Source organism: Ramlibacter sp. AN1015, from assembly GCF_037726105.1.
Lineage (GTDB): Bacteria > Pseudomonadota > Gammaproteobacteria > Burkholderiales > Burkholderiaceae_C > Ramlibacter.
This window is the reverse complement of record NZ_JBBJUM010000002.1, coordinates 1-17,740: the sequence shown is the minus strand read 5'-3', so window position 1 is coordinate 17,740 and position 17,740 is coordinate 1. Positions and strand designations below refer to the sequence as shown.

Annotated in this window: 19 protein-coding genes; 8 read left to right on the top strand and 11 right to left on the bottom strand. The window is 67.7% G+C overall.

Features of this window, described 5'->3' with window-relative positions; all coding sequences use genetic code 11:
• Nucleotides 1-19: 19 nt before the first annotated feature.
• Together WG922_RS02835 and WG922_RS02830 are read right to left on the bottom strand one after the other, a co-directional pair.
• The gene (locus tag WG922_RS02835) at nucleotides 20-1,006 is read right to left on the bottom strand and encodes a tripartite tricarboxylate transporter substrate binding protein (protein WP_340280534.1); all 987 of its coding nucleotides are present in this window, start codon (nucleotides 1,004-1,006) and stop codon (nucleotides 20-22) included.
• Between the two features lie 85 nt (nucleotides 1,007-1,091).
• Complete coding sequence (locus tag WG922_RS02830) at nucleotides 1,092-1,742, bottom strand: TetR/AcrR family transcriptional regulator (RefSeq protein ID WP_340280532.1); 651 nt, start codon at nucleotides 1,740-1,742, stop codon at nucleotides 1,092-1,094.
• A 319-nt stretch (nucleotides 1,743-2,061) separates the two neighbouring features.
• Between WG922_RS02830 and WG922_RS02825 the strand changes: the two genes are divergently transcribed.
• Nucleotides 2,062-2,274 carry a DUF3606 domain-containing protein gene (locus WG922_RS02825; protein ID WP_340280531.1) on the top strand — a complete coding sequence of 71 codons (213 nt, stop codon included), beginning with the start codon at nucleotides 2,062-2,064 and terminating at the stop codon, nucleotides 2,272-2,274.
• A gap of 15 nt (nucleotides 2,275-2,289) precedes the next feature.
• Here WG922_RS02825 and WG922_RS02820 read toward each other — a convergent pair whose 3' ends face one another.
• A complete protein-coding gene (locus WG922_RS02820) occupies nucleotides 2,290-2,472 on the bottom strand; it encodes a nickel-binding protein (protein WP_340280530.1) in 183 nt (60 codons plus the stop codon).
• A gap of 291 nt (nucleotides 2,473-2,763) precedes the next feature.
• Here WG922_RS02820 and WG922_RS02815 point away from each other — a divergent pair, with 291 nt between their 5' ends.
• Complete coding sequence (locus WG922_RS02815) at nucleotides 2,764-3,939, top strand: serine hydrolase domain-containing protein (RefSeq protein WP_340280529.1); 1,176 nt, start codon at nucleotides 2,764-2,766, stop codon at nucleotides 3,937-3,939.
• Between the two features lie 45 nt (nucleotides 3,940-3,984).
• On the opposite strand, the gene WG922_RS02810 is transcribed toward WG922_RS02815, so the two are convergent.
• The 4 genes from WG922_RS02810 to WG922_RS02795 all read right to left on the bottom strand — a co-directional run bounded on the left by WG922_RS02810 (nucleotide 3,985) and on the right by WG922_RS02795 (nucleotide 6,283).
• Nucleotides 3,985-4,395 (bottom strand): HU family DNA-binding protein, encoded by a 411-nt coding sequence (locus WG922_RS02810; RefSeq protein ID WP_340280528.1) that lies wholly within the window; start codon nucleotides 4,393-4,395, stop codon nucleotides 3,985-3,987.
• Nucleotides 4,341-5,171 carry a class II aldolase/adducin family protein gene (locus WG922_RS02805; protein WP_340280527.1) on the bottom strand — a complete coding sequence of 277 codons (831 nt, stop codon included), beginning with the start codon at nucleotides 5,169-5,171 and terminating at the stop codon, nucleotides 4,341-4,343. The genes WG922_RS02810 and WG922_RS02805 overlap by 55 nt, the downstream gene beginning before the upstream one ends.
• 117 nt (nucleotides 5,172-5,288) lie before the next feature.
• Nucleotides 5,289-5,573: a GNAT family N-acetyltransferase gene (locus WG922_RS02800; RefSeq protein ID WP_340280525.1), complete on the bottom strand. Its 285-nt coding sequence runs from the start codon at nucleotides 5,571-5,573 to the stop codon at nucleotides 5,289-5,291.
• Entirely contained in the window at nucleotides 5,570-6,283 is a 714-nt protein-coding gene (locus WG922_RS02795; protein ID WP_340280523.1) for a haloacid dehalogenase type II, read from the bottom strand. Before WG922_RS02795 ends, WG922_RS02800 begins: the two co-directional genes overlap by 4 nt.
• Nucleotides 6,284-6,453: 170 nt before the next feature.
• Here WG922_RS02795 and WG922_RS02790 point away from each other — a divergent pair, with 170 nt between their 5' ends.
• Nucleotides 6,454-7,485: a TRAP transporter substrate-binding protein gene (locus WG922_RS02790; RefSeq protein ID WP_340280521.1), complete on the top strand. Its 1,032-nt coding sequence runs from the start codon at nucleotides 6,454-6,456 to the stop codon at nucleotides 7,483-7,485.
• Nucleotides 7,486-7,642: 157 nt separating this feature from the next.
• On the opposite strand, the gene WG922_RS02785 is transcribed toward WG922_RS02790, so the two are convergent.
• Nucleotides 7,643-8,440: a 2-keto-4-pentenoate hydratase gene (locus WG922_RS02785; protein ID WP_340280519.1), complete on the bottom strand. Its 798-nt coding sequence runs from the start codon at nucleotides 8,438-8,440 to the stop codon at nucleotides 7,643-7,645.
• Nucleotides 8,441-8,530: 90 nt separating this feature from the next.
• Nucleotides 8,531-10,207: an alpha-glucan family phosphorylase gene (gene glgP, locus WG922_RS02780; protein ID WP_340280517.1), complete on the bottom strand. Its 1,677-nt coding sequence runs from the start codon at nucleotides 10,205-10,207 to the stop codon at nucleotides 8,531-8,533.
• Between the two features lie 530 nt (nucleotides 10,208-10,737).
• Here glgP and WG922_RS02775 point away from each other — a divergent pair.
• Nucleotides 10,738-11,781 carry a hypothetical protein gene (locus WG922_RS02775; protein ID WP_340280515.1) on the top strand — a complete coding sequence of 348 codons (1,044 nt, stop codon included), beginning with the start codon at nucleotides 10,738-10,740 and terminating at the stop codon, nucleotides 11,779-11,781.
• Nucleotides 11,782-12,237: 456 nt separating this feature from the next.
• Nucleotides 12,238-13,431, top strand: a complete 1,194-nt coding sequence (locus WG922_RS02770) for a hypothetical protein (RefSeq protein WP_340280514.1) — start codon at nucleotides 12,238-12,240, stop codon at nucleotides 13,429-13,431.
• An 8-nt stretch (nucleotides 13,432-13,439) separates the two neighbouring features.
• On the opposite strand, the gene WG922_RS02765 is transcribed toward WG922_RS02770, so the two are convergent.
• Entirely contained in the window at nucleotides 13,440-14,093 is a 654-nt protein-coding gene (locus WG922_RS02765; RefSeq protein ID WP_340280513.1) for a trimeric intracellular cation channel family protein, read from the bottom strand.
• A gap of 121 nt (nucleotides 14,094-14,214) precedes the next feature.
• On the opposite strand from WG922_RS02765, the gene WG922_RS02760 reads away from it, so the two are divergent.
• Both WG922_RS02760 and WG922_RS02755 read left to right on the top strand, forming a co-directional pair.
• Entirely contained in the window at nucleotides 14,215-14,436 is a 222-nt protein-coding gene (locus tag WG922_RS02760) for a hypothetical protein (RefSeq protein ID WP_340280511.1), read from the top strand.
• A gap of 262 nt (nucleotides 14,437-14,698) precedes the next feature.
• Nucleotides 14,699-15,769, top strand: a complete 1,071-nt coding sequence (locus tag WG922_RS02755) for a GNAT family N-acetyltransferase (protein WP_340280510.1) — start codon at nucleotides 14,699-14,701, stop codon at nucleotides 15,767-15,769.
• Nucleotides 15,770-15,819: 50 nt separating this feature from the next.
• On the opposite strand, the gene WG922_RS02750 is transcribed toward WG922_RS02755, so the two are convergent.
• The gene (locus WG922_RS02750; RefSeq protein WP_340280508.1) at nucleotides 15,820-16,179 is read right to left on the bottom strand and encodes a hypothetical protein; all 360 of its coding nucleotides are present in this window, start codon (nucleotides 16,177-16,179) and stop codon (nucleotides 15,820-15,822) included.
• A 312-nt stretch (nucleotides 16,180-16,491) separates the two neighbouring features.
• Between WG922_RS02750 and WG922_RS02745 the strand changes: the two genes are divergently transcribed.
• The gene (locus tag WG922_RS02745) at nucleotides 16,492-17,508 is read left to right on the top strand and encodes a LysR family transcriptional regulator (RefSeq protein WP_340280506.1); all 1,017 of its coding nucleotides are present in this window, start codon (nucleotides 16,492-16,494) and stop codon (nucleotides 17,506-17,508) included.
• Nucleotides 17,509-17,740 lie beyond the last annotated feature (232 nt).

The following is a 17,740-nucleotide window of genomic DNA, read 5'->3' as shown; positions in this document are numbered from 1 at the left end:
TTTCGACGATGAGGGTGGGTCAGTTCTGTACTTGCAAGCCGGCGGCTTTGACCAGCACGGCGTTGCTCTTGATCTCGTCGCGCACGTAGGCCTCGAACTGCTCCGGTGCGAGCGTCCAGGCGTCGGCGCCGAGGGTGGCGAAGCGCTGCTTCACCTCGGGCGTGTTCAGGGCTTTCACGACTTCGGCGTGGAGCCGGTTCACGATTTCCTTGGGCGTCTTGCCCGGCACGAACATGCCGATCCAGAAATTGAACTCCGAGCCCGGGACGCCCGCCTCGGCGGTGGTGGGCACGTCGGGCAGTGCGCTGGCACGGCGGGGCGAGCCGACCGCCAGCGGCACCAGTTGGCCGGCGCGGATCTGGCCGATCACCGGCGCGATGGGCGAGAAGTAGTAGTCCACCCGACCGGCCATCACCTCGTTGACGGCTTCGGCCGATCCCTTGAACGGAATGTTGGTGGCTTCGATCTTCGCGGCGAGCTTGAACTTCTCGGCGTTCAGGTGCGTTGCGCTGCCCTGGCCGGCCGAGGCGAAGTTCATGCTGCCGGGCTTGGCACGGGCCGCGGAGAGCAGCTCCTGCAGCGTCTTGATGTTCTTCGACGGGGAGATCACGAGCACGTTGGGCGTGCTGGAGATCGGCGTCACGGCAGCGAAGTCGGCCAGCGTGTCGAACGGCAGCTTGGCGAAGGTGGACGGGCTCACCGTGTGCGACGAGCTGTGGATCATGATGGTGGTGCCGTCGGGTGCCGCCTGGGCCACCACGGCTTGCCCCACGGTGCCGCTCGCGCCGCCGCGGTTTTCGACGACGACCGGCTGCCCCATGCTCTGGCTCATCTTGTCGGAGATGGCGCGGGCGATGATGTCGGTGGTGCTGCCGGCAGCGAAGGGCACGATCACCTTGATCGGCTTGCTGGGGTAGCTGCCCTGCGCCTGCGCCGCAAGGGGCGCGAGCGCGGTGAACGCAGCAAGGGCGAGTGCGACCGAGATGGCGCGGCGGTTCTGTGGCATGGCGTCTCCTGAGGACCGATTAAGATTATTCACCCGTTGGTGAATTGCGCGCAAGAATACCCCTGCGTGGCGCGCGCCGCGAGCGTCAATCCCTCAGGACATACCCGAGGATCACGTCGCACATGTGGGTGAGCCGTTCGTTGCGCGCCTTGGGCGTCATCAGGTCGCGCCCGAAGATCGCCGAGAGGGTGTGGTTGTTGGACAGGTAGAAGTACGCCATGCCGGCGATGGTGACGTACAGCTGCAGCGGATCCACGCCGCCGCGGAAGATGCCTTCCTTGCGCCCTCGCTCGAGGATCTGCCCGAGCAGATCGATCAGCGGCGAGTTCAAGGCCCGGGCGCGCTCGGACTGCTGCAGGTGCCGGGCGCGGTGCAGGTTTGCGCTGTTCAGCAGGGTCAGGAACTCCGGGTGCGCAAGGTAGTAGTTCCAGGTGAATTCGACCAGCCGCCGCAGCGCCTCGCCCGGCTGCAGCTCCAGCAGGTGCAACGCGTGCTCGGCGCTGCGGATGTCCTGGTAGGCCTGCTCGAGCACGGCGCCGAAGAGGCTCTCCTTGTCCTCGAAGTAGTAGTAGATCAGCCGTTTGTTCAGCCCGGCGCGCTCGGCGATGCGGTCCATGCGCGCGCCGGCCAGCCCGAATTCGGCGAACTCGTCCCGCGCGGCGGCCAGGATGGTGGACTGCGACCGGTCGGCGTCGCGCAGGCGCTCCTCGCTGGCGATGGGGGTGGGGCGGGCCATGGCTAATTATCTTTCCGGTTAATAAGGCGGCGCCACGCCGGCGGGGCCGAGGGGCTGTCTGCCGGCATCGCGCAGCGGGACGGCAGCGCGACCGCAGGGCTGCCCAAAGTTTAATCATGCTCCGCCGAGCCAGTATTGGCGCGGCTTTGCGGAGTTGTTCAACGAGCTGTCCACAGCTTCAGCCACAGGCGCTGGGGATAACCCGCAGTGTGGCTTGCTGCGTGCAGCAAGCCGCGACGGGAGCGGGCGGCTGCGGCCTACATCCGCGCCGCCACGGGGCCGCTAGCGTGTGGAGCCTTTCCATCGAGGAGTCTCCACCATGAATTCGCCTGCCGGCGCCCAGCCCGACCGCATCGACCTCAACGATTCCGAGGCTACCGCCCACTGGAAGCGCAAGCTGGACTGCAGCGGCGAGCAGCTGCAGGAGGCGGTCGATGCCGTCGGCAACCGCGCGACGGACGTGGAAGCATGGCTGAAGGGTTCGCGCAGCACGACCAACTCGGACCGCGTGCGGGAGGCGGGCGGCGGCTGAGCGCGGCCCGCAAGACTACTCGGCGGTCACCGGGTCGATGACGGCTCGCACGACGGATACCTGGTCGGCCGGAAAGCCGCCTTCGCGCGCATGCTCGCGCACGTCGGCCTCGCTGTCGGCGATGTAGACGCAGTAGACCTCGTCGTCGGTGACATAGCTCTGCTGCCACTGCGCCCGCGTGCCCATCCGGCGCAGCACCTCGCAGGACTACTGCGACATGGCGCGCAGCTGCTCGCCGGACAGGGCGCCGGCACCGGGAATCTGGCGCTCGATCACGAATCTGGGCATGGCGGCCTCCTGCACGGGGGAAGCGAACTCGATTCCGGTGCCTGCGCTGCGAAAGGTGTTCGCCCCAACAGTAGTGCCTTGGACTCAGGTGGCGCACAGCTGGCGCTGCAACGGTCTGCCTGCGCGGCGTGCGCGCCGACTCAGCCGGAGCTGTCTCGTGCGGCCAATAATGCGCCGCCCGATATCGCAAAAAGGAGTGCCGTGTCCCTGCCCTTCGATGCCATGCATGCAGCCCTGCGCGCGCAGGTCGATCGTGACATTCTTCCCGGCGTGTCCACTGCGCTGCTGCGCGGACGCGAAGTGGTGGACGTGTTCTGCCACGGAATGGCCGACCGCGAGGCGCGTGTGCCGCTGCGGGAAGACCACCTCTTTCGCATCTTTTCCAACAGCAAGCTCGTGACCTCCTGCGCCGTGATGCAGCTGATCGAGGAGGGCCGCATTGCGCTGGACGATCCCATCGCGGCGTACATCCCCGAGCTGGGCGAGCGGCAGGTGCTGCGCCCGGGCGCCATGCGGCTGGACGACACCGAGCCGGCGCGCGAGCCGATCACCGTGCGCCACCTCATGACGCACACGTCCGGGCTGTCCTATGGCATTTTCGATCCGGGGTCGCTGCTGTATGAGGCCTACGGGCGGGCGAAGGTCATGTCGCCGCACATGGAGCTGGCCGCCTTGACGCAGGTGCTGGCGCCGCTGCCGCTTGCCTTCCATCCGGGCACGCGCTGGGAATACTCCGTGGGAACCGACGTGCTCTCCCGCCTGGTGGAGGTGGTCAGCGGCCGTACGTTCGGGCAGTACCTGAGCGCCCGCATCTTCGAGCCGCTGGAGATGGCGGACACGGCGTTCTGGGTGCCCGAGTCACGACGCGAACGCCTGTGTGCGCTCTATGCGAGCCCCGATCCGACCGATGCGAACGGGGCGGGCCTGGTGCGCGTGGACGATCGACCCTATCCGGGTGCCTATGTGCACACGCCGGTGCGCGAGTCGGGCGGCGGTGGCCTCGTCTCGAGCTTGTGGGACATGGTGCGACTGCTGCGAAGCCTGATCCCCGGAGGCGCAACGCTGTTGCGCCCCGAGACGATCGATGCGATGTGGGCCAACCAGCTGCCACCGGGCGTGCACGTGCATATCGCCGGCACGCCGCGTACCGACAGCCGCGGATTCGGCCTGGGCTCTTCGATCGCCCTGCGCCCGGCGCCCGGCGAGCCTGCGCAGGTGGCTGGCGAGGTGAGCTGGGGTGGGCTGGCTGGAACCGTGTGGTGGCTTCATCCGCGGTTGGGCACCGCGGGGGTGCTCATGACCCAGCGGTGGCTGGGCACCGGGCACCCGTATGCTGTCGAATTCAAGCGGCAGGCGTATCGGGCGCTGGGGCAGTGAGCGCAGCGGCCTGGTGCCCGTGCGGAGCGCCCGACGTGGCGTGCTTTACTGGCCGTTGACTGCGGCCTTGAGCTTGGCGCCGGGGGTGAAGCGCACGGCCGTGGATTCGGGGATTTCCATGGCTGCGCCGGTGCTCGGGTTGCGGCCGGTGCGCGCTGCGCGCTTGCTGGCCTTGAAGCTGCCGAAGCCGGTGATGGTGACTTCATCGCCCGCAGCCATCTGCTTGCTGATGACGTCGATCAGCGCATCGAGGTGCCGCGATGCGGCAGCCTGGGATTCACCGGTGGCTTCAGCCAGCGCTTCGACGAGTTCGCCTTTCTTCATGCATGTCTCCTGTACAAAAGGGCGTGAGTGTACCGGGCTGCGTGCCGGCGCAGGCCCGCGGGCCTGCGCCGGCACGATCAGGTGTCGTACCCAGGGCTGATGCGATCGAGGCGGCGCAGCAGGCCGGCCCATGCGAGTTCGCTGGGCGGCTGCGGTGCGCTGCCGCCGATGATGCGGACTGCTTCGCCGACGCCGGCGAGCACCTCGGCCTGCACCGGGCGCACGCGGGCGCCGGCCATCGCGGCGATCTGGATCTGGCAGGCGGTCTCGAGAAAGTACATCCCGAGGAAGGCCTCGGGAATGCTGCGCGCCACGGTGAGCAGGCCGTGGTTGCGCAGGATCAGGTGGCTCTTGCGGCCGAGGTCGGCAGCGAGCGTCGCGCGCTCATGGTCGTGCACGGCAAGGCCCTCGTAGGCGTGGTAGCCGAGCGTCGGCAGCACCAGCGTCGCCTGCTGCGACAGCGGCAGCAGGCCCGCTTCCTGGGCGCTCACGGCGACGCCGGCACGGGTGTGGGTGTGGATGACGCAGACGACGTCGGGGCGCGCCTCGTGGATGGTGCTGTGGATGACGAAGCCGGCCCGGTTGACGGGGAAGGGTGGCCCGCCCACGTGCGCGCCATGCTGGTCCACCACGACCAGCGAGGAGGCGGTGATCTCGTCGAACATGAGGCCGTAGGGGTTGATCAGGAAGCGCTCGGGTTCGCCATCGACGTCGGGAAGTTTGGCGCTGATATGCGTGAAGATCAGGTCGCTCCAACCGAAGTGGGCCACCAGCCGATAGCACGCGGCCAGTTGCACCCGCAACTGCCACTGCGCTTCGGGCACACGGCCGCGCAGGCTGGTGATGGGCGGCAGCGCGTGGGCGGCGCTGGCGGACGACGAGGACGGGTCGGCGGTGGGCGTGGACATGGGCAACTCACTCAGTGGACGCTTCGGGAAACGGACCGCTCACGACAGGATGCTTGCAAGGCCGGCTCTGCACCAGGTCGGCTCTACACCAAGTTGGCTCTGTCACCAGGTCGGCTCTCACAACAGGTCGGCGTACTCGGGGTGCCTGCGCACGTAGGCAGCGATGAATGCGCAGGCCGGCACGGCCTTCAGCCCGCGCCGGCGCACGTCGTCGAGCGCGTCTCGCGCAAGGCGCGACGCGAGGCCCTGCCCCTGTTGCTGCGGTGGGACTTCGGTGTGGGTGAAGTGCAGGCGCCCGCCTTCGAGGCGGTAGGCGGCCGAGGCAAGCACCTCGGTGCCGCGCTGCAGTTCGTAGCGCTGCGCGGCAGCGTTGTCGCTGAATTCGAGATCGTCGTTTTTCATGTGTCCAGCAGTTGGGCGAGCGCCAGAAGGCTTTCGCAGTGCAGATCGTTTTCGGGCCGCGGGCTCACATCTTTCGGGTGGGCGGCGCCGAACTCCGCGGGCCGCTCGATGTAGGCGGTGCGCAGGCCGCAGGCCCGCGCTCCCGCCAGGTCGTCGTGGTGGGCAGCCACCAGCATCACTCGCTCGGGTGGGACGTCGAACACGCGTGCGACGCCGAGGTAGGTGGCGGGGTCCGGCTTGTAGGCGCGGAACACTTCGGCCGAGAGAATGCAGTCCCAGGGAATGCCTGCGCGCTTGGCCATGGCGGTGAGCAGCCCGATGTTGCCGTTGGACAGGGTGCAGACCGTGAAGCGCCGCTTCAGGCGGCTGATGCCCGCCACGGCGTCGGGCCAGGGCGAGAGCCGGTGCCAGACGCGGTTGAGTTCCTGGCGTTGCGCCTCGTCCAACGCGGCCAGGCCGAAGCGGGGAAGGATTTCGTCGAGCACGCTGCGGTGCAGCGCGTCGAGCGAGGTCCAGCCGCCGAAGTCGCCGCGCGCGACGCGTGCCATGGCCGGCTTGTAGCCGGCCCGCCAGGCGCGGGCGAAGGCGTCGCCGTCCACCTCGGGGTGGCGCTCCTGCATCTCGCGCACGATGCTGGCGTGCCAATCGACGACAGTGCCGAAGACGTCGAAGGCCAGCACCTCGATCTCACGTGCGAACGGATGGGTCATGAAGTGAGTTTTCCTGTGCAGGCGGCAGTCTATGGCGGCCGCAGCATCCGTGGTGCCGCCCGTGCGACGGCCGGGCGGGAAATCCTCACGTGGGCAAACACCGACCCACGCGCAGGCGCCGGACCCACACAATGTTCGACCACCAATCCATGAGATACAGGAGACCTGCATTGGCAACGAAATTCGCTCGCTTCACGCTCACCACAGCCGCCACCGGCGCCCTGCTGGTCGCGGCCTCGGTCGCCAGCGCCCAGGACCGTCCGGTCGAGCTGCGCTTCGCGCACTGGCTGCCGCCGACCCATTCGCTGGCCAAGACCGGCTTCGAGCCGTGGGCCAAGTCCGTCGAGGCCGCGTCGAAGGGGTCCATCAAGATCTCGATGTTCCCGGCACAGCAGTTGGGCAAGGCGGCCGATCACTACGACATGGTGCGCGACGGTATCGCCGATGTGACCTGGGTCAACCCGGGTTACCAGGCGGGGCGGTTCCCCATCATCGCGGCTGGTGAACTGCCGTTCCTCATCGGCAAGCCGGGCCCCGGTTCCGCAGCGCTGGACAGCTGGTATCGCAAGTACGCCGGCCAGGAAATGAAGGACGTGAAGTTCTGCTTCGCGCATGTGCACGTGGGCACCATCCACAGCAAGAAGCCGATCACCGAGCCGTCCCAGATCAAGGGCATGAAGATCCGTTCGGCCAACGGCACGGTGGCTGCCTACGTGTCCCAGCTGGGAGGAACCAACGTGCAGGTCTCTGCGCCCGAAGCGCGGGACGCCCTGGAAAAAGGTGTGGCCGACGCGATCACGTTTCCCTGGGATTCGATCGTGAGCTTCGGCATCGACAAGGCCGTGAGCCACCACAGCGACATGCGCATGTATGCCTCGGATTTCGTCTGGGTGATGAACCGCAACTGGTACGACAAGCTCGGCGCGGCGCAGAAGAAGGTCATCGACGACCACTGCAGCAACGAGTGGGCGGGCCGCGTCGGAGCAGCGTGGGGCGACCTCGAGGATTCGGGGCAGCAAAAGCTCGCGAAGGCGCCGGGCCACACCATCGTGCAGGTGACGCCGGCACAGATCGACATGTGGAAAAAGGCCGCCGAGCCGATCTATGCGCAGTGGATGCAGGCGGTCGACAAGACCGGCGCCAATGGCAAGCAGGCGCTGGAAGAACTGCGCAAGGAACTCGAGAGCCGCAAGGCGAACTGAGGCGGCGGATGCAAGCGGCGGCGGTCTCAGGGCAGCCGCTGCGCCTGCACCAGCGGCGGCGACACGGAGCCGCCGCGGCCGTGCGGCTCTCGGCGAGCGCTCGCGCGACGCACTAGGCGGCCCGCACGCGCACGGCTGAGTTTCGGTGCGTCGCCGCTCACCGGACGCGCAGCTGCAGCGAGTGCAGCGGGCTGTCGAACTCCGCGCGCCAGCACGCACCCGCTTGCAGCGGCCAGGCGTCCGTCCAGGTGCCGGTAGTCACCACGTCGCCGGCGGCGATGTGTGGCGCGCCGTCCAGCTGCGCGAGCTCGTGGACGAAGTGGTGCAGCGCCTGCAGCGGCCCGTCGAGCACGTTTGCGCCGCGGCCTTCTTCGGCCAGGCGGCCGTTGCACAGCAGGCGCACCGTACAGGCGGATAGTGTCCGGGCCAGTGCCGCGGCGTCGTTGGCGATCGCTCGGACGGGGCTGCGCTGGCCGACGACCAGGTGGGCGTGCAGGCCGCCGTCGGCCACGGTATCCGCAGCGGTGAATTTCCAGTCGGGGCAGTGGGACTGCACCACCTCGAATCCCGGCGCCACCCACTCCAGGCAGTCGAAGAGCTGATCCATGTCGGGCCGCGGCGGCGGCGGCTCGCGGAAGCCGAACACGGCCTCGGGCTCCAGCCGGGGCTGGCATGCGCCGGACAGATCCAGCGTGGCCTCGGTGTCGCAGAACGACAGAGTCGAGTCCCAGACCACACCCCAGATCGGTGCCCACACGTTGTAGCGGGGCCAGATGATGCGGTTGGTGAAGCCGATCTTGTAGCCCACCGGCTTCTCACCGCGGCGGATGCGGCGCTCGCGCACGGCCAGGGCGCACCGATAGGCGGCTGCGAGGTCGGTGTCGGATGCGCCGCCACGGCCGGCAGGCCAGAGGGTGGCGCTGTCGAGGGCAGCGAGGATGTCGTCTGGACGCATGGGTTCGCAGAGGTGATGGAGACGGCGAAAGTGTCCCAGACGTTGCGTGTCCGGGCGGCAGTTTCCACTTCGCGCGTGAGCATCGTCCGCTCAGCGCGCGTACGCCTCCAGCACGTAGCGGCGCAGCATGCGGTGCGCGTTGAACTGCGAGCCGTTGCGCGCGATGGCCTCGCGCGCAAGGTGCAGCCATCCCGTCGGGTCTTCGTAGTAGAGCGGCGCAACGACGCGCTCGAGCTGGTCGTACAGCGATGCGGCATCGGCCGCGGGATCGTGCGGGCCGTCGGGCCCGACGGCCCAGCCGGTGATGCCTTCCTCCCATCCCTCCAGCCACCAGCCGTCCAGCACGCTCAGATTGGGGACACCGTTCAGCGCAGCCTTCATGCCGCTGGTGCCGGAGGCCTCCAGCGGGCGCTGCGGCGTGTTCAGCCACACATCCACGCCGCTGACGATGCGGCGCGCCAAGTCCATGCCGTAGTCGGGCAGGAAGACGATCGGCACCTCTTGCTCCAGCTGCGCGGCCAGCTCGTGCAGCGCGGCGATGTGGCGCTTGCCATCCTCGTCGCGCGGGTGGGCCTTGCCGGCCACGACCACCTGCAGCGGAAAACGACGGGCAATCGCGCGCAGGCGCTCGAGGTCGCTGAACAGCAGCAGCGGGCGCTTGTAGCCCGTCATCCGCCGGGCAAACCCGAGTGTCAGGCGCTCCTGTCTCAGCACGCGCCGGCCGGTGGCTGCCGCGGCGAACTCGAGCAGGGCGTACTTGGCCGCGGCATGCGCCTGAGCGAGCGCGTCGAGCGGGATGCGGGTGGCATGGATCAGCTGTTCCGGCTCGTGGCACCAATGGGGAACGTGGCGGTCGTAGAGGGCGCGATGCGCATCGGAGGTCCAGGTCCAGGGGTGGACTCCGTTGGTGATGGCGTGCACCTCGTAGCCGGGAAACATGCCGCGTGAGACTTCGGCGTGGCGCCGGGCCACCCCGTTGACCCATCCGCTGAGCTTGAGCGCGAGCAAGGTCATGTTCAGCCGCTCGGCGCCGCCCAGCGAGCGCACCAGGTCATGCGCAAGCAGGTCGCCCAGGCTCGGCAGAACCAGGTCATAGTCGAACTGGTCGTGGCCCGCCGGAACCGGTGTGTGGGTGGTGAATACGCAGCGCGCGCGCACGGTCTCGATCGCTGCAGCCGGGCTGTCGCCCGGCAGCAGCTGCTGGCGCAGGAGCTCGAGCGTGAGAAAGGCGGCGTGCCCTTCGTTCAGGTGGTACTTGTCCATCTGCAGGCCGAGCGCGGCCAGCATGCGGGCGCCGCCGACCCCCAGGACGAGCTCCTGCCCCAGCCGGTAGGCAGCGTCGCCGCCGTAGAGGTTGGCGGTGAGCGCCCGGTCCTGCGGGTGGTTTTCCGGAAGGTCCGTATCCAGCAGGAGCACCTGAACCGGCTGCGAGCCTTCGCAACGGCCCCCAATCCGGTAGTCCCATGCGCCGACCCAGACCTCGCGCCCGCAAAGCTGAATCGGAACCTTCAGCGGGACCGCCTGGGCGTGCTCGTGCGGCGACCAGGGCTGCTGCGCTTCGTGCTGGTTGCCACCCTCGAGGCGCTGGCGGAAGTAGCCGCTGCGGCTGGCCAGGGTGACGCCGACCATCGGCAGCGCCAGGTCGGCCGCACTGCGCAGGGTGTCTCCCGCGAGCACGCCCAACCCGCCGCTGTAGGTTGGGATGTCGTTCGCGAGCGCGATCTCCATCGAGAGGTAGGCGACACGGGGCAGTTTGGCAGGGCTCATGCGCAGCATCCTTCAGCAGCCCCCTGGGCGCGGGGGCTGGCCGGGCCAGCGTACCAGTGTGTGCGCCTGCGAGGGGCGGATGGGCACGCCGACGCTTTCCGGGCTACGGAGCTGCTGCCGTGATCAGGGCTCTTCCGTTTCGCGGCGCGTCGCTGAGCCCTGGCGGGGCGGAAAAACGTAACGCTTTACGAACGTGAGAGCCCGTTTACGCAGCGGATGAGCCTTTCGATCGGCTGCGCATGCGGATGCCGTCTGGCCGCCCAAGCCCATCAGATTCCCTGCAACTGCAGGGCAAGCGCGCCATCAGGGTGTGCGACGCGTCCTACGCGCGTAGGACCGTGAACGCCTTCGTTCGTGATGAATTTCGCGAAAAGCCAAGCTCATGCTTCGTTACTTCTGTAGTCGGATGCCTACGAGTTTGTGGGACTTGGACTACTACATTGGCGCCTCTCGCTGAGGTTGGGTCGCTGACCGAAGCTCATCTTCAAACAAGCCTGCGTACGACGCAGCCCTTAACGAACTTGTTGAATATGAAACGACGCCTGTTTCTTCACGCCGGCTCTGCCGCTGCAGTTTCCACCCTGGCCGCATGCGGTGGCGGAGGCGGCGATACCGCCGACCAGCTGTCCGCGCCGGCGCCGACCGTGGGTGCTGCGCAAGAGCCGGACGTGCTGCGCGGCCAGGACCCATCTCCGACCCCGACCCCGAACCCGACCGAAGCGCAGGACGTCACGAGCGCGCCGACCGCGTCTGCGCTGCCCGAAAAGATCCTGGGCTGCTATTACACAACCTGGGACACCGGCACCTACAAGATCACCGACGTACCCGACGCGTTCAATCTGATCTTCCTCTTCCATTCCAAGCCGAATGGCGCAGCCGTCAACGGCAGCTTCAACAACGTGGGCAACGGCTCGTTCATGTTCGAGCACTACAGCGCCGTGTCGGCCGAGCAGATCCAGGTATGCCGCCGTCGAGGCCAGCGCGTCATCCTCACGGTGGGCGGCGCGCACGCCGGCTATGCATGGGATACCCGCACCAAGTCGCACAACTTCGTCGAGTCGTTCAAGACCATGTATGCGCGCCTCGGCGGCGTCGATGGCATCGACTTCAACAACTACGAAGCGACCATCCTGAACCAGTCGAACATCGGTGCCGTGAGCACCGAGATGATCTGGATCGCGAGCCAGCTCAAGGGCATGTACGGATCGTCCTTCGCAGTGACGTCTCCGCCGCAGCCGAACTCGCCCGAGCAGCAGGCGCTGATGGCCGCGATGGCGAAGGCCGGCGTGCTCGACTGCGCGGGGCCGCAGTTCTACGACTGGTCGGGCTTCAACGCTCCTGGCTATATCGAGGGCCGCATGGACAACTGGGTCGAGCTGCTGGGTGGCCCGTCGCGCGCCTTGGTGGGCCTGTCCGCCAACTACTCCAACGGTCCTTCCATGGCCGATTGCATCCGCGAATGGAACGCGGTCAAGCGCAAGTATCCGAGCGTGCGGGGCGCGTTCTGCTGGAGTGCGCAGACCATGCTGGCCGGCGGCGGCGGCTGGGGCAGGACGCTCAAGAGCATGCTCTGAACGTGCTCGGCGGGGCGCGAGGTTCCCGGGCCTTACGCGCAAGCGCGCAAGTTACCTCTGGCAAACGATTGCCCATCGGTCCGGCCGCTCGTCCGGATCAAGAATGGGCCAGCAACTGCCAAGAAGAGGTGACGTATGAGGAGCGCGTTCCCGGCCATGATCGTGGCCCTGGCCCTCGCCGCATGTGGCGGCGGAGGTGGCGACGGTGGCTCCGGCAGCGCATCGGCCGGCAGCGGTAGTGGCTCGGACAATCCGGCACTCGGCGTGGCGCCGGATGGCGCTGGCGCAGTGCCCGATACGGCAGGCGGCTCCGATGGCGGAGCGCCCGCAGCGCCGCCCGATGCGGGTGGCGGGTCTGCGGCCGGCGGCGGGGCAACTGCAGGCACCCCCCCAACGGAGCCCCCGGCCTCCTTCGAGCCCGGCGTTTCGGTGAAGTCACAGAAGCCTCCGCATCTGGTGGTCGCTACCCGCGGAGCAATCCGCGTACACGGCGATGTGCAGACCGAGCAGACGGTTCGCGCGGTCGGTGCGCTCGCGGATGGCGGTTGGGCTCTCGCCTGGCAGTCTGACGGGGCGCTGCACCTGCGGCGGCTGGACGCGGCAGGTGAGTCGGACGCCGGAGCTCCGATCGCGTTGCCCTTCGCGCCCGGCGAGGGGGTGTCGGAGCTGGACCTTGCCGTGCTGCCCAGCGGCAGCGTGGTGGTGGCTTACACGACGCTGCGCATGGTCGAGCGGACCAACTTGCCCCCACTTGCGATCGCTGCCGTGCACTACCGTGCGTTCGGCGCCGACGGCACCGCCGCCGCAGCGGGTGAAGTGACAGTCGCCGAGATCACTTTCGAGCCCAACTACCGCTCTCCCAGCTTGATGGCACCGCGTGTGGTCGCGCTGTCCGACGGTGGCTTCGTGGTGGGCTGGGGCATTGTCCAGCCCTCCTCCGTCACCGTGCGCACCACCTTCCAGGCACAGCGGTTCGACATGGTCGGGGCGGCTTTGGGCGAACGGGTGGTCCTGGGCAAAGCCAATTCTCCGGGTGCGGCGTCCTACCGCCTCTTTGCGGACGCCTGGGGCGGGTGGGGAGCGGCCGTGAACCAGCTCGATGAAACCTATGAACCGGACAACGTGCTGGTGCACTACCGGGGTGCCGACCTCGTGCGCATGGCGGGCCGTTCGGACGGCGCCTGGCTGTTGCCGCTCGAGGGCACACGCTACGTGCTGTTCGACCGGGATGCGCAAGGCAGCTTCATGCGCATCGCCGGCGCCGACGGCAGCATGGGCGAGCGCCGGGCGGCGCCGGCCCTGCCGATTGCCGCGCGTGAGTTGGCCGACGGAAGCTTCGTGGTGCTGTGGCCTGGCGAGGTGGCCCCCAGCGCCCAGCTCTTCGACCGTGACGCGCGAGCTTTTGCAGGTGCATTTGCCCTGGAGCCGGGGGCCGCGGCTGCGCAACTGGCGGCGCTGCGCGAGGGCGGCTTCGCCGTGGGATGGACGGATGCGAGGGGAGCAGGCGTCGATGCATTCACGCAGCTGTACTTCGAGACGCCGGCACGGCCTACTGCGGCCGCACGCGCACAGTGGCAGTCGTGCCTGACCCAGGCGCGCGGCACCCAGGGGCAGCGCCGCCAGCAGTTGCTTGACCAGTGCATGGACTGAGCGAAGGCTCAGTCTCCGGGCAAGGCACCCGAGGACCAGCGCGGCAGGGAGTAGTTGGTCACGAGTGCCACCACCCGCAGGCCGCAGGTCGAGCCCGCGGCCAGCACCAGGCTCCAGCCAGCCGGCACGCCTGCGTGCGTGGCCAGCACCAGCAGCCAGCCGCCCACGAACGCGCACAGCGCGTACGGCCGGTGATCGCGCAGCGCCGTCGGAATCTCGTTGCACACGATGTCGCGCAAAACGCCGCCGAAAGTGGCCGTGATGACCCCCATCAGCACGGCGACGATGCCGGGCAGCTCCTGCGCGAGTGCGAGTTGCGTGCCGCTGGCGCTGAAGAGGCCGAGGCCGAGCGCGTCGGGCCATTGCATCGCACGTTCGGTCGGCGCGAAGTGGTGCGCCCGAAGGAACAGCATCGCCAGCACGCACAGCAGCAGAAGTCCCCAGAGCCAGTCGGCATGCACGACCCAGAAGAACGGCCGTCGATCCAGCAGGATGTCACGCAGGGTGCCACCACCGAAGGCGGCGAGGCCCGCGACGATGCACACGCCGACCGCGTCCAATCGCTTGCGGGCGGCTTCCAGCAACCCGGAGACGGCGAAGGCGAGGGTGGCGCATGCTTCCATTGCAATGTGCAGCAGGGACAGGAGCGGTGCATCGGGCATGCTCGCGATTGTGTCCCGCTGGGCTGGAAAAGCTGCGCGGCCGCAAGGCGTCCCCTAAGATGCAGACGGCGCTCCGTGGCCCTCACAACCGCGTGGCACGGGGCCGACACAAGGAGCATCCATGACCATCGACGAGTACAACGAAGCCGTGAAACAGATCATGTCCGAGCAGCAGGAGATCGCGCAGGCCACGGTGCAGATGGCGACGTCCGCACAGGCGAACCCGACCAATCCGCAGTTTGTCCAGCTCATGACCCGCCAGTGGTCCCTGGTCCAGCAGATGGCCAAGCTGAACACCGACCTGATGCTGGGCATCATGTCGCCCAGGTCCGGCAAATCCTGACGCAGCCCGCATCCTGCCGCTTGCGAGGCTGACTCATGCCCTTCGGCAACTGGCCGCGCAATGCCTGGCTTCCCGTGTCTGCACGACCGGCAGCGGTAGAGGCGTAGCCAACGGGCGGTGGAGACGAGGAGGCAGGCGACAGGTTCGGCACGGGCGTCTGCGGGCGGAGCGGTGCAGGAGAAGTTGCGGTTGTTTCCTGAGGTAATGCATTCCCGATGAACTCGCGGTTATGACGTAACTGTCACCACTGACGAGGGCCCCCATGAAGGTCAGCATCATCTCCGTGGCCGAACTGGATGGCGGGCTGCTGACACGCTGGCGCGCCTTGCAGCGGTTCAACCACGAGCTCGCCAGCCCGTTCTTCGCTCCCGAGTTCACTCTCGCGGTCGGTGCGGTGCGAGAGGATGTGCGTGTCGCGGTGCTGGAGGATGCGCAGCACGACGTCGTTGGTCTGCTGCCGTTCCAGCAGCAATGGGGTCATGGCGAGCCCGTCGGGGCACCTCTGTCCGACCACCATGGCATGGTCTGCACCGCAGGGCTGCGCTGGAGCTGGGAGCATCTGTTGCGCAACGCCGGCTTGGCGTCCTGGCGTTTTGACCGGCTCCCCCTGTCACAGGCGCCTCGCGGCGCTTGCGTGCAGGCCTTCGCTCCGACGGCGAAGCTGTCGCGAAAGTTTGACCACTTCAGCGCGTCACTCGGCCCGGCGGGCGCTGCGTGCCTCGTGCGGCTCGAGGGTCACGCGGCCCGAATGGCGGATGCTTGTGGGCCGCTACGCTTCTATCCGCATTCGGATGCTTCCGACGGCCTGGCCGCCGTGCTGCGGCTGCGCTCCAGGCAGTTGCGCCGAGCGGGGCAGCGCGACTGCCTGAATGAGGAGCGGTGGCTGCATGCACTGCTGGACCACCTTTTGGCGACCGAGTCGCCGCATTGCGCCCCTCGGCTGTCGGCCCTGTACGCCGGCGATACGCTGGTGGCAGCACATCTCGGCATTCGTTCAGAACGGGTGTGGCACCGGTGGTTGGCAGGCCAGGATCTCCAATGGGAGGAGTACTGGCCGGGCACGCAGTTGCTGCTGCGGGTGTTGCATACCGCGGCGCTCAGCGGCTGCGACCATGCCGACTTCGGCCGGGCCGATGACGGCGGCGAAAGTGCTGCGCTCGTCAACGCCAGCGCGCCCGTGGCCGAAGGGTTCGTTGCCGGTGCGGGTTTCGCCACGGCGTTCTGCCGCGTCAGACGCGAGGGTCCGCGGTGGCTGCGGACGCTGCCGATACTGCAGCCGCTGCGGCCCCTGGTGCAGGGGATTCGCAGGTGGCGCCAACCGGTGCGCCGGTGAATGCAGTGGCAAGCAGCGACGCGGCACGGATGGCGGTGGTGGTATGCCGGCTATCGAGCATCCCGCGGCGCGCGCGCAAACCGTCGTTGGTCTTGCTGGCGCATCCCGTTTCCTATGAAGTAGCCGGAGCCTCCATCCTCGCCGGTGCGCGCGCGGACCTCTTCTCGCAGTGTCACGTATTCGGCTGCAACTTCGGGACGGCTGCGGCTCGACTTCGAGGCGCGTAGCTGGTCGTATCCGGCCGCCCACGGATTCGGTCCCGAGCGCTTGAAGCTCGCAAGCTCCGCTAGTACGTCGCTTCGCGCGGCGGTGGACATGTAGCTAGGCGAGTCCCCGATCGGACCGTCTGCCAGGGCACTCTCGATCGGTACGGCCGCGAGGATGAGGGAAAGAGCGAGTCGGCTGTTCATGGCAGTGCTCCAGTGTTGGCAATGATTGCCGGGCGGCGAGCGATGCGTCGCACGGCGCTACCGCACCGAAGAATCCGTCCTTCTGGTGCAGCGCCGCCACTGTAGGAAGCGGCGGGCGCGCAGCAAACAGCGTTGCGCGCCATGCACTATTGCGTGGCAAGCAACAGAGTTCCTGCAGTTCCTCGAGCGCGAGCGCGTCACCGCCTCACGTTTCGTGCGGGAGTTGGCGAACCAGGCTGCTACTTCGCACTTCGAAGCAAACCAGGCCGATCGAGTCGCAGAATGCCCTTGTCCCTACGTCGAATCACAACAATGGACCGGCTTCAGTCGTTGCGCGTCTTCCAGCAAGTGGCCGAAGAAGGCGGGTTCTCGGCGGCCGCGCGCAAGCTCGACCTTCCGCCCACAGCCGTGACGCGGCTGGTGAGCGACCTGGAGCGGTACTTGGGCGTGCGCCTGCTTCAACGAACCACGCGGCACCTGTCCCTGACTCCTGCGGGCGCATCTTTCCTGTCGCGCCTGGGGCCGATCTTGATGGATCTGCAAGAGGCGGAGAGGCAAGTGCGTGCGGAGGCTGCGTCCATTGACGGCGAGTTGCGCCTGCTCGCGATGTCGAACGCTGCATCGCATCTGCTCGCGTCGGCGGCAGCCGGCTTTCAGCGAGTGCACCCGGGCGTGTCGATTGAAATTCATGTGGAAGAGGCGGCGGACCCGCCGGTGCACAAGTACGACCTTGCCCTGATGTCCGAGTCCACGCGCATCGACCCCGAATTTATCCGGCGCCCCATCATCCGCAGTGACTTCGTACTATGTGCTTCGCCGTCGTATCTGGCGCGCTGTGGCGTCCCCGGCTCGCCCCAGGAGCTCGCCGCGCATCGCCTTCTCCACCTCAGAAGCCCGGCTGGAAAGGCTGGGTTCTTGACCCTCCGGCCGTGCGTTCCGGCGGACAACGGGAGCGTGGATCTGGAATTTGCGCCTGCCGTTGAATCCAACGACATCGAAGCGCTGCTGTGCGCAACGCTTGCAGGCGCCGGGATCAGCGCTCAGCCAGCCGAGGTCGTCGGGGCACTGGAGGCTTCGGGACACCTCCGCCGCGTTCTTGGGGCATGGCGTGCCGGAAACCTCAATCTGGTAGCGGTCCTCGCCAGCCGGAAGTTCATACCGCTGCGTACGCGCACCTTCCTGGACTTTCTCGTCGATCACGCAGCCGCAGCGCAGCTACGGCAGGGCGAGCCCACGAAGCGATCAGTTCCCCTGCGGCGTGAACGCTGGATTGCGGGACGTGCCGAGGGTGCGGCATCGTGTGTGAGCTACGTGCACCTCGTGAGCTGACGGCCGGTCTAGCGTGGAGGCGGCACTGGTTGACTCCGCGCGCGGGCCCGACCGATAATCATGGGCTGCGCAAAATTCGCTCGCAGTCCTCTGCTGCCAGAGGGGATGCCTGCAGAGGTTGAATGCCCTGATGGTTGACTGGGAATTCTCAGGCGAGTGATAATCGCAGGCTCCGCTGAAAACGGCGAGTCATTGAAAAGTGGTGAGTTGGTCGCTGAACGGCGATTGCGGT